Annotated in this window: 5 protein-coding genes; 4 read left to right on the top strand and 1 reads right to left on the bottom strand. The window is 74.2% G+C overall.

The window, feature by feature from the left end:
* Positions 1-16: 16 nt before the first annotated feature.
* Together ABIE39_RS10790 and ABIE39_RS10795 are read left to right on the top strand one after the other, a co-directional pair.
* Complete coding sequence (locus ABIE39_RS10790) at positions 17-5,602, top strand: ThuA domain-containing protein (protein ID WP_354051691.1); 5,586 nt, start codon at positions 17-19, stop codon at positions 5,600-5,602.
* A gap of 296 nt (positions 5,603-5,898) precedes the next feature.
* Positions 5,899-6,606 carry a hypothetical protein gene (locus tag ABIE39_RS10795; RefSeq protein ID WP_354051693.1) on the top strand — a complete coding sequence of 236 codons (708 nt, stop codon included), beginning with the start codon at positions 5,899-5,901 and terminating at the stop codon, positions 6,604-6,606.
* A 159-nt stretch (positions 6,607-6,765) separates the two neighbouring features.
* On the opposite strand, the gene ABIE39_RS10800 is transcribed toward ABIE39_RS10795, so the two are convergent.
* Positions 6,766-7,416 carry a GNAT family N-acetyltransferase gene (locus ABIE39_RS10800; protein WP_354051694.1) on the bottom strand — a complete coding sequence of 217 codons (651 nt, stop codon included), beginning with the start codon at positions 7,414-7,416 and terminating at the stop codon, positions 6,766-6,768.
* A gap of 185 nt (positions 7,417-7,601) precedes the next feature.
* Here ABIE39_RS10800 and ABIE39_RS10805 point away from each other — a divergent pair, with 185 nt between their 5' ends.
* The gene (locus ABIE39_RS10805; RefSeq protein ID WP_175009941.1) at positions 7,602-8,402 is read left to right on the top strand and encodes a 5-oxoprolinase subunit PxpA; all 801 of its coding nucleotides are present in this window, start codon (positions 7,602-7,604) and stop codon (positions 8,400-8,402) included.
* Positions 8,399-10,183 (top strand): 5-oxoprolinase subunit B/C family protein, encoded by a 1,785-nt coding sequence (locus ABIE39_RS10810; protein WP_354051696.1) that lies wholly within the window; start codon positions 8,399-8,401, stop codon positions 10,181-10,183. Before ABIE39_RS10805 ends, ABIE39_RS10810 begins: the two co-directional genes overlap by 4 nt.
* Positions 10,184-10,730 lie beyond the last annotated feature (547 nt).

Consider the following 10,730-nt stretch of genomic DNA (forward strand, 5'->3'; position numbering starts at 1 on the left):
CCCTGGAGGCACCACGATGACTGCACGACGCCCACGCAGGGCGAGATCGGTCGCCGCCGCACTGACCGTCGGGGCGCTCGCGTTCACGCTTGCGCCCGTCACGACGGCTGCTGCCGCGGACGACCCCGTCCCCGCGGAGGAAGAGCACAAGGTGCTCATCTTCACCAAGACGACCCAGTTCCGGCACACCGAGGCGATCACGCAGGGCACGCCCGTGCTCGAGGCCGCGTTCGCCGAGGTCGGCATCGAGTCCGACCACACCGAGGACTCCTCGGTGTTCACCGACGACAACCTCGCGCAGTACGACGCCCTGGTCATGTTCCAGACGTCGGGCGACCCGTGGAACGCGGACGAGAAGGCCGCGCTCGAGCGCTACCAGCAGGCGGGCGGCGGCATCGTCGCCATCCACAACGCGACCGACATGCGCGGCAGCTACCAGTGGTGGGACGACATGATCGGAGCGCTCATGCCCGGTCACGCCGCCACGGGCAACAGCCCCGGCCTGCCCGGCACGGTCCGCGTCGAGGACCGCACGCACCCGTCGACCGAGCACCTGTCCCAGCGCTGGACGCGCGCGGACGAGTGGTACAACTTCTCGGCCAACGTCCGCGGCAGCGCGCACGTCCTCGCCACGATGGACGAGACGACGTACGACGCGGGCGGCAACAAGATGGGCTACGACCACCCCATCTCGTGGTGCAAGCCGTACGACGGCGGTCGTGCCTGGATGACGGGCATGGGCCACTTCGGGGCGCACTACACGCAGGAGCCCGACTTCGTGCAGCACGTCGTCGGCGGCGTGCAGTGGGCGGCGGGCCTCGCCGAGGGCGACTGCGGCGGCACCGACTGGGGCTCGTTCGAGAAGGTCGCGCTCGACTCCAACACGAGCGCCCCCTTCGGCATGGACGTCGCACCCGACGGCCGCGTGTTCTACACCGAGCTCGTGCGCGGGCAGGTCCGGGTCTACGACCCGCGGACGCAGAACACGACGACGGCGCTCACCCTCCCGGTGTACTCGGGCGGTGAGGACGGCCTGCTCGGCATCGCGCTCGACAAGGACTTCGCGGAGAACGGGTACCTGTACCAGTACTACTCGCCCGCGAGCTCGAACGACTCCGACCCGGCGAACTTCTTCAACCGCGTCTCGCGGTTCACGGTGTCGTCGGACGGCCCGGGCGCGACCGTGATCGACCCGGCGTCGGAGAAGGTCCTGATGGAGATCCCGGCCGGGCGCCTGCCCGACGAGCCGGGCCACACGGGCGGCGGCCTGCTCGTCGACCACGAGACCGGTGACCTGTACATCGGCGTGGGCGACGACGTGAACCCGCACTCCGAGCCGTCCGGCGGCTACGCGCCGATCTCCGAGCGCGACGGCACGTTCCACGACGCGCGCGCGACGTCCGCGAACACGAACGACCTGCGCGGCAAGGTGCTGCGGGTCCACCCCGAGGACGACGGCACGTACACGATCCCCGAGGGCAACCTCTTCGCCCCGGGCACCGAGAAGACGCTGCCCGAGATCTACGCGATGGGCTTCCGCAACCCGTTCCGGTTCACCATCGACCCGAAGACGGGCTACCTCGGCGTCGCCGACTACTCGCCGGACAACGGCTCGGACAACCCGGCGAACCGCGGCCCCGCGGGCATCGCCGAGTGGAACCTCATCAAGGAGCCGGGCTTCTTCGGCTGGCCCCTGTGCATGGGGAACAACGAGCCGTTCCGCGACGTCGACTACCGCACGAGCCCGGTCACGGTCGGCGGCTTCTTCGACTGCGACGCACCGGTCAACGACTCGGTGAAGAACACCGGCCTCACCGAGCTCCCCGCCGCGCAGCCGGCCGACCTCTGGTACGGCTACCAGCGCTCGTCGGTGCCCGGCGTCATCAACGCCGGCGGCGGCCTCGCGCCCATGGGCGGCCCGTTCTACGAGTACGACCCGGAGCTCGACTCCGACACGAAGTTCCCGTCGTCCTACGACGGCAAGGCCTTCTTCTACGAGTGGGCCCGGAACAAGATGTACACGATCGACCTCAAGGACCCCGAGGCCGCGGCCGGCGTGACCGACGTCGAGAAGGTCAACCCCTTCCTCCCGCAGGAGCAGTTCCTCGCGCCGATCGACTCGAAGTTCGGCCCCGACGGCGCGATGTACGTGCTCGACTGGGGCGGCGGCTTCGGCCGTGACAACCCGAACTCGGGCCTGCACCGCATCGACTACCTGTCGGGCTCGCGCTCGCCGGTGTCGAAGCCGGTCGCGACGCCGGACTCCGGCATCGCACCGCTCGAGGTGTCGTTCGACGGGACCGGGAGCACCGACCCCGAGGGCGAGGCGCTCACGTACGCGTGGGACTTCGACGGTGACGGCACGACGGACTCGACGTCCGCCGCCCCGAGCCACACCTACACGGAGAACGGCGTCTACGACGCCCGCCTCACGGTGACCGACCCGGCCGGGAAGGTGGGCACGGCGACCGTGCCGATCACGGTCGGCAACACGCGGCCCGAGGTCGACTTCGGCCTGCCGCCCACCGGCTCGTTCTTCACCTTCGGCGACGACATCACGTGGGACGTGGCCGTGACGGACGCCGAGGACTCGCCGGACGGCGAGACCATCGACGACGAGCAGGTCATCATCCAGCCCGCGCTCGGCCACGACGCGCACGCGCACCCCTCCGAGCCGCTGCACGGCCGGACGGGGACCGTCGCGACGAGCCTCGGCGGCGGCCACGGCGAGGACATGAACGTCTTCTACGTGATCGACGCGCGCTACACCGACCGCGGTGGCGTGGACGACGTCCCGGCCCTCACCGGCTCGGACACCACGCTCATCTTCCCGAAGAAGCGGGAGGCGGAGTTCCACGCCGACTCCGACGGCACCACGACGATCCCGAGCCGGGACGTCGAGGGCGGCGGCTCGGTCATCACGGGGTCGAACGGGGCCTGGGCGTCGTACGACCCGGTGAGCCTGTACGGCGTGCAGGCGCTCACGCTGCGCGTCGCCGCGGCGGCCGAGGGCACGATCGAGCTGCGGCGCGACGCCGCGGACGGCGAGCTCCTCGGCACGGCGCAGATCCCGCAGACGGGCCTCGGCACGTTCACCGACGTGACCGTGGACGTCACCGACCCGATGGAGCCGTTCACGCTCTACGTCGTCTTCCCCGGCGCGGGCGAGCGTCGCCTCAACTTCGTCGAGGCCGACGGCAAGGGAGTCTCCGGCACCACGCGCCCGAAGGTGCGGATCACCGCGCCCGAGGCGGGCGTGCGCCTGGAGCAGGGCGAGATCACGGTCACGGCCGAGGCCGACGACACGGAGAACACGGTCACCGAGGTCGAGTTCTTCGTCGACGGCGAGTCGATCGGGACGGACACCGAGGCGCCGTACGAGGCCACCTGGGAGGTGACGGCGGACAACAACTACGAGCTGACCGCGGTCGCGACCAACGACAAGGGCCTCTACACGCGGTCCCGCGTCGTCGTGGCGCAGGTCGGCGACCTCTTCGGGGGCATGAAGACCTTCACCAACGCGAACGGGACGTTCGAGCAGCTCGCCGAGGGCAAGTACCTCATCACGTCGGGCGGCGCGAACATGTGGCAGGGCACCAACGAGTACTCGACCATCTACCGCGAGCAGGGCGCCGACGAGAACTGGTCGGCGACCGTGAGGATCAACAGCCAGGGCAACTCGAACGGGTCCGCCAAGGCCGGGATCATCGTCCGCAACGACGTGACGCAGGTCGGGAGCTCGCCGGGCTACGCGGCCCTGGGCATGCGCCCGAGCGGCGGGTTCGAGTGGCTCCGCGGCAACGCGGCCGGCCAGCTCGCCACGTCGTCCGCCGCGAGCTCGACGAGCTACCCCGCGTGGGTGCGGATCGTGCGCGACGGCGACCTGTACACGGCCTCCTGGAGCAAGGACGGCGAGAACTTCACGCAGATCGGGGAGCCCCAGGCCCTCCCGGGTGCGGCGTCCGTGCAGGACGTGGGGCTCTTCGTCACCGCGCACAGCACGTCGGCCACGAGCGCCGTCGAGTTCCAGGACTTCGTGTTCGACGACGACCCGCAGACCGGGGGACCCGGCGAGGAGACCCCGCCGCAGTGCCTCGCGCAGGCGTCGGACGAGTTCGACGGCGACACCCTCGACCCGCGGTGGACCGTCGTCCGCCAGGCCGACGGCAAGCCGATCACCGTCGCCGACGGCCACGCCGTCCTGCCGGTCGTGCAGGGCGACATCAACGAGGCCGTGACCGGGCCGATCAGCTACCTCGGTCAGGCCGCACCCGCCGGGGCCTGGACGCTCGAGACGAAGCTCGACGTCCCGCTCGCCCGGCACTGGCAGCACGCCGGCCTCCTGGTCCACGTGACCGACGACGAGTACACCAAGCTCGCGTTCACGAAGAACCAGAACGGCAACCGGTTCCTCGAGTTCCAGACCGAGACCGGTGGCGCCCGCACGTGGCACGGCCAGACGAACGTCGCCGGGGACTTCCCGTCGACGATCCACCTGCGCCTCGTCTCGGACGGCTCCGCCATCACGGCCGCGTACTCGGCCGACGGCCAGACGTGGACGGCGCTCGCAGGCTCCGCCCCCGTGAAGCCGGGTGCGACGTTCGGCGTCATGGCCGGCGGCGACACGGCGGCCCCGGACTCGGTCGCCCGGGTCGACTACGTGCGCGTCACGGGCGACGGGTCGGACGACGGCGAGCGCGAGCCGAGCGACGAGTTCGAGGGCGACGCCCTCGACGGCTGCCGCTGGGACGCGGTCGTGCGCTACGACGGGTCGAAGGTCGCCGTCGCCGACGGCGAGCTGCGCATCACGACCCAGCCGGGCGACATCAACGCCGGCGACAACGGCGACCCGCGCAACTTCGTCCTCCAGACGGCACCGGAGGGCGACTGGGTCGTCGAGACGCGCTTCAAGGCGCCGCTCGTGCACCGGTGGCAGCTCGCGGGCCTCATCGCGTACGGCGACGACGACAACTACGTCAAGGCCGACGTGCTCGCGAAGAACGCCCCGGGCGCGGCGCTGAACCTCGGCGCCGAGCTCGTCTCGGAGAAGGGCGGACAGTTCGGCAACGGCGGCAACCGCCAGCTCGAGCTCGCCGACTCGACCGAGTCGGGCTACTGGTACCTGCGGCTCGAGAAGGTGGGCAGCACGTACCAGGGCTGGGTCAGCGACGGCGGGGTGAGCTGGACGCCGCTGGGCGACCCGGTCACGAACGACGCCGCGCTGACCAAGGTCGGCCTCATGGCGATCGGCCCGGAGCAGGAGACGCCGGTCACCGTGGCGTTCGACTGGTTCCGTCTCACGACGGAGTCCGAGCCCGAGCCCACGGTCGACGTCGAGGTCACCGCCTCGGCCCGCTGCCTCGCGGGCAAGGCGTACCTCGCCCTCCGCGCGACGAACGCCGACGAGGCGCCCGTCGCGGTCACCCTGACCTCGCCGTTCGGCTCCAAGGAGTTCGGCGCGGTCGAGGTGGGTGCCAACGCCTACCAGTCGTTCGCGTCGCGCGCGACGTCGTTCGAGGCGGGCACGGCGACGGTCACGGCGACGCTCGGCGACGTCACGACCGAGATCGAGGTGCCGTACGACGCCGTGAGCTGCGGCTGACGGCGGGCCGGTGACGGGCGACCCGCTCCCGTCACCGGCCACCACCTGCGCCGGCCCGGCCCGCGGGCTGGGCCGGCGCACCCGGCGGGACGACCACAGGACAGGAGCGACAGGTGGCACAGCGCACCTCGGCACGGACGCCGACGACCCGGACCCCGGCGGGAGGAGCCCGGAAGGGCTCCGGCCGCACCGACGGCCCGACGACGACGCCGGCGCGCTCCCGCCCTGCCGACCGGGGCGGTGCCGGCCGCCCCGAACCCCGGCCACCGGCGCGCGTCCGCGCGCGCCGGTGGTTCGTGGGCCTCGACCCCTGGCGCCGCGTCCTGCTCGTCGTCGGCGCGCTCGCACTCGTGGCCGTCGTGGTCGCGGCGGTCGTCGCGCTCACGCGCGGCGGCGCGGCACCGGACGAGGAGGGCTTCGCCGTCGACCCGGCGCGCGTCGCGGAGCTCGAGGCGGCCGAGGAGGCGCGCGACGCCGAGAACCTCGTCGCCTCGATCGACCACGCCCGGTACCTCCAGACCGAGCTCGTCCCCGTCCTGCGCGGCCTCCACGCGGTGCTCCCCGTCGACGGGTCGAGCGCCGTCCCCGCGGACCCGGCGGACGTCACCGCGTGGCGCGCGACGGTGGACGGCCTCGTCGCGGAGACGGAGTCGCTCGCGAGCGGCTCCTCCGAGCACAACATCGTCCGCAACGGCATGCTCACGTCGCTCGAGCTCGTCGGGGACGCGCTCGACGCCGTCGGGCTCGCCGCGAGCGCCGACCCCGCCGCGGCCCCGGACCTGTACGCCCTCGCGGGCGACCTGCGCACGCGCGCGGTCGAGACGTGGGGGCTCGCCGCCGTCCAGCTCGACCTGCGCTCGACCGCCGGCGGCCAGGGCCACGTCCACGTCTTCCTGCCCGTCCACCCCGACGACTCGCTCGACGGCGGCCTCGGCCTCGGCCACGCGGGCGGCGACGAGGGCGGCCACGAGGGCGCCGACGGCGAGGACGCGCACGACCACTGAGGCACCGCCGACCGGTCGACGACCGGTCGCCAGCGACCGACCACCGACCGACCGACCGACCGACCACCGAGCAGCCGCGGCCCGCACGGGCCGCCCACCGACCTCCCGGTCGGGCGCCCTCCGGGGTGCAGGCCGAGCCCGACCGGGACCTCCCGTCCGTCAGCGGCGGGGCAGGGCCATGACGACGTCCGCATGGGTCTCCCCGCCGACGACGTACGTCCGGCCCCCCACCACGGCGAACCCGTGCTTGCGGTAGAAGGCCTGGGCGCGCGCGTTGTGGCCGTTCGTGCCGAGCCAGAGGGGGAGCCCGGGCCCGAGCAGCGCCGCGGCCCCCGTCGTCGCGGTCATGAGCACGCTCGCGACGCCCGTGCCCTGCGCGGCGGGGTGCACGTAGATCTTCGACAGCTCCACCGCCTCGCCCGGTCCGACGGCGGCCGCGACGTCCGGGTCGTCGGGGACGCCTCGTGCCAGGAGCGCGTACCCGAGCGGACCGGTCGCGGCCACGGACGACCCGACGCCCGTCGCGGTGCCCGCCGATGCGCCTGCCGATGCGCCTGCCGACGTGCCTGCCGAGTCGCCGGGCGACGCAACCGTCTCGACGAGCAGCAGAGCGTGCGCGGCGCTCGCGGCCCACGCGCGGAACCGGTCGGGCGAGAGCTGTGTCGCGACGTGCTCGGCGATCGCGTCGGGCGACGTGCCCGGCGGGCACGCGAGCGGGAACGTGATCGCGGCCAGGTCCGCGAGGGCGACGGCGTCGGCGGTCGTCGCGCGGCGCACGGCCGTCGTGGCGGAGGTGGTGTCGTCCGGCATGCCAGGAAATCTACGCCCGTGGTCTGCGCGCGGGGCGCGACCGGCCCCGCGGCAGCCCTCCGGCGGGACGTCGCGGTAGGACCTTGCGGTGGCACCGCGGTGGCACCGCGGTGCCACCGCGGTGGCCCGCGCGACCGCCCTCGCCGTCGGGCCCGCCGGGCGCGCGTCCCGGGCATGATGGACGCGTGACGCGCATCGACCTCAACGCCGACCTCGGCGAGGGCTTCGGCCGCTGGACCCTCGGCGACGACCAGGCCCTGCTCGGCCTCGTGACCAGCGCCAACGTCGCGTGCGGCTTCCACGCGGGCGACGCGACGACCATGCGGACCGTGACGCGGGACGCCGCCACGCGCGGGGTGCGGGTGGGCGCGCACGTGAGCTACCGGGACCGGGCGGGCTTCGGACGACGGTTCATGGACGTGGACCCCGGCGAGCTCGCGGACGAGGTGCTCTACCAGCTCGCCGCCCTCGACGGGTTCGCCCGGCTCGCGGGGGACCGCGTGCGCTACGTCAAGCCGCACGGCGCGCTCTACAACGCGATCGTCCACCACGAGGCGCAGGCCCGGGCCGTCGTCGACGCGGTGCGCGCCTACGACCCCACGCTGCCCGTCGTCGGGCTCCCCGGCTCGGCGGTGCTGCGGCTCGCGGACGCCGCGGGCCAGCCCACCGTCCGCGAGGCCTTCGCCGACCGCGGCTACCTCCCCACGGGCGAGCTCGTCCCGCGCGGCCGGCCGGGCGCCGTCGTGCACGACGGCGACGAGGTCGCCCGTCGCGTCGTCCGGCTCGTGACGACCGGCACGGTCGAGGCTGCGGACGGCACGTCGCTGCGCGTCGAGGCGGACTCGGTGTGCGTGCACTCGGACACGCCCGGGGCCGTCGGGCTCCTCGGGGCGCTGCGGACCGCGCTCCAGGAGGCCGGGGTCGTGGTCCGGCCCTTCGTCGACACCGCGCACGGCCGGTCGGCGGGCGCGGGCGCCGTGCCGTGACCGCCGGAGGGTCGCCCGCTCCCCGGCCGCCGGTCCGCGAGACCGCCGCCGTCGGCCCCGCCGCCATCGACGGCATCGACGGCATCGACGGCGGGGTGACGGTGCACGCGTACGGCGAGGCCGCGCTGCTCGCCGACCTGCACGACCTCGCCGCCGTGCGCGCCCTGCACCAGGCCCTGGGCGACGCGCCGCCCGGCGTGGTCGACGTCGTCCCGGCCGCCCGTACGGTGCTCGTGCGCTGCGCGACGCCCGCGGACGTCCCCGCCGCCCGGGCCTGGCTGCGCGCGGCCACGCGACGGGCGTCGACGACCGGCACGACCGCCCGCGCCGGGGAGGTCGTCGAGATCCCCGTGCGCTACGACGGACCCGACCTGGACGACGTCGCCCGCTGGGCGGGCCTGAGCGTCGAGGAGGTCGTCGCGCGGCACCACGGCCGCGAGTACGAGGCCGCGTTCGGCGGGTTCGCGCCCGGCTTCACCTACCTCTCCGGAGTCGATCCCGCGATCGCCGCCCCGCGCCTGGCCACCCCGCGCACCCGCGTGCCCGCGGGCTCGGTGGCGCTCGCGGGCGGTCTCACCGCCGTCTACCCGGGGGAGTCCCCGGGTGGCTGGCGGCTCCTCGGCCGCACCGACGCGCGGATGTTCGACGTCGACCGCGACCCGCCCGCGCTCGTCGCGCCCGGCGCGCTGGTGCGGTTCGTTCCGGTCCGCGCGGCCGTGGTCGTGGGCAGCGGTGCGGCCGTCGCCCGGGACGGCGGGGCGTCGCACCCGCTCGACGTGAGCGCGGCGGGCGCGGACGGGCCGCACCCCGACGGGCGGGACGCGGAGGAACCCGGCGCAGCCGGGCGCGACGCGGAGGACGCGCAGGACGGGGCCACCACCCCCTCGCCACCGGCCCCGCGCGCCCTGGAGGTGCTCGCGACGGGTCCTCTCGCGCTCGTCGAGGACTCCGGGCGCCCGGGGCTCGCCGCGGTCGGCGTCGGGCCGTCGGGAGCGGCCGACCGCGCCTCGTACGCGCTCGCGAACCGGCTCGTGGGCAACCCGGACGGGGCGGCGGCGATCGAGGTCACCCTCGGTGGCCTCGCCGTGCGGTTCGCCGGCGGGGCGGTCGTCGCGCTCGCGGGGGCAGCGGTCGCGGCGAGCGTGGACGGCAGCCCGGTCGGCATGCACGCCGCCGTCCGGGTGCCCGACGGCGCGGTCCTCCGCCTCGGCCTGGCGACGCACGGGCTCCGGACGTACGTCGCGGTGCGGGGCGGCCTCCTGCCGCCTGCCGTCCTCGGGTCGCGCTCGCGGGACGTGCTGGCTCGGCTCGGACCGGAACCCCTGCGGCCGGGCGACGTCGTCGGGGTGGGGGACGCGCCGTCGGGCACGTGGCCGTGGGGAGACGTGGCCCCCGTGCGGTTCCCGCCTGGCGCGCCCCGCCCCGGCGAGGGGGCGGGCGCGATCCTCGAGGTGCTGCCCGGGCCGCGGGCCGACTGGTTCCTCCCCGGCGCGGGGCACGCGCTGCGGGCGCTGCGGACCGTGACGCCGGACAGCGACCGCGTGGCGCTGCGACTCGACGGGCAGGCGGTTCCCCGCCGCCCCGGGGAGCTCGCGTCCGAGGGGCTCGTGCGCGGCGCGGTCCAGATCCCGCCCGACGGCCGTCCCGTCGTCTTCCTCGCGGACCGTCCCGTCACCGGCGGGTACCCCGTCATCGGGGTGCTCCGGGAGCGGGACGTCGACCGCGCGGCGCAGCTCCGACCGGGAGACCGGGTGCTCCTGCGCCTCGCCACGAGCGGCTGAGCCTGAGGCACGGGAGGCACGGGAGGCACGGGAGGCACGGGAGGCACGGGAGGCACGGGGAGCGAGACGGCGACGGCCCGGCGACCCTGCACAGCGAACGACGCGCGGGGGATCGATGCCTGATGGCGCCGGGTACGGAGCCGAGCCACGAGCGATGACTCCGTGTGGGCCGGGTCACCGGAGAGCGGCTTGACCTCGTCGCGCGGCGCCGCGTAATGTTCTGGATGTCGGCCCGACAGGGAGGAACAGACACCGCCTCGAACGATCGAGGGTGGCTGGTCCCGGGGTCGAAACCCTTCCACCGCATGGCGTAGAGTGTTCTCTGCCCGCGACGAGGAAGACCACGGCGACTGGACCACGGCGAACAGCCGGGGTTGAGGAGCCGGGGAAGACCTGGTAAGGTTGAAGGGTTGCCCCAAGCGAGGTTCTGCCCGGTCGGGTGGTGCTGAGTTGGTGTGTGTCGGTTGTTTGAGAACTCAACAGTGTGCTTGTTAGTCAATGCCAAATTTTTTGTCCCTGTGGCATGGCTGGCCTGGTTGCCCGTCGG

Source organism: Cellulosimicrobium sp. 4261, assembly GCF_040546915.1.
Lineage (GTDB): Bacteria > Actinomycetota > Actinomycetes > Actinomycetales > Cellulomonadaceae > Cellulosimicrobium > Cellulosimicrobium cinnabarinum.

What these genes read in the sequence shown, in the direction of transcription:
- ABIE39_RS10790 (WP_354051691.1), top strand. Translation starts at nt 17, where the DNA reads ATGACTGCACGACGCCCACGCAGGGCGAGATCGGTCGCCGCCGCACTG.
- ABIE39_RS10800 (WP_354051694.1), bottom strand. Translation starts at nt 7,416, where the DNA reads ATGCCGGACGACACCACCTCCGCCACGACGGCCGTGCGCCGCGCGACG.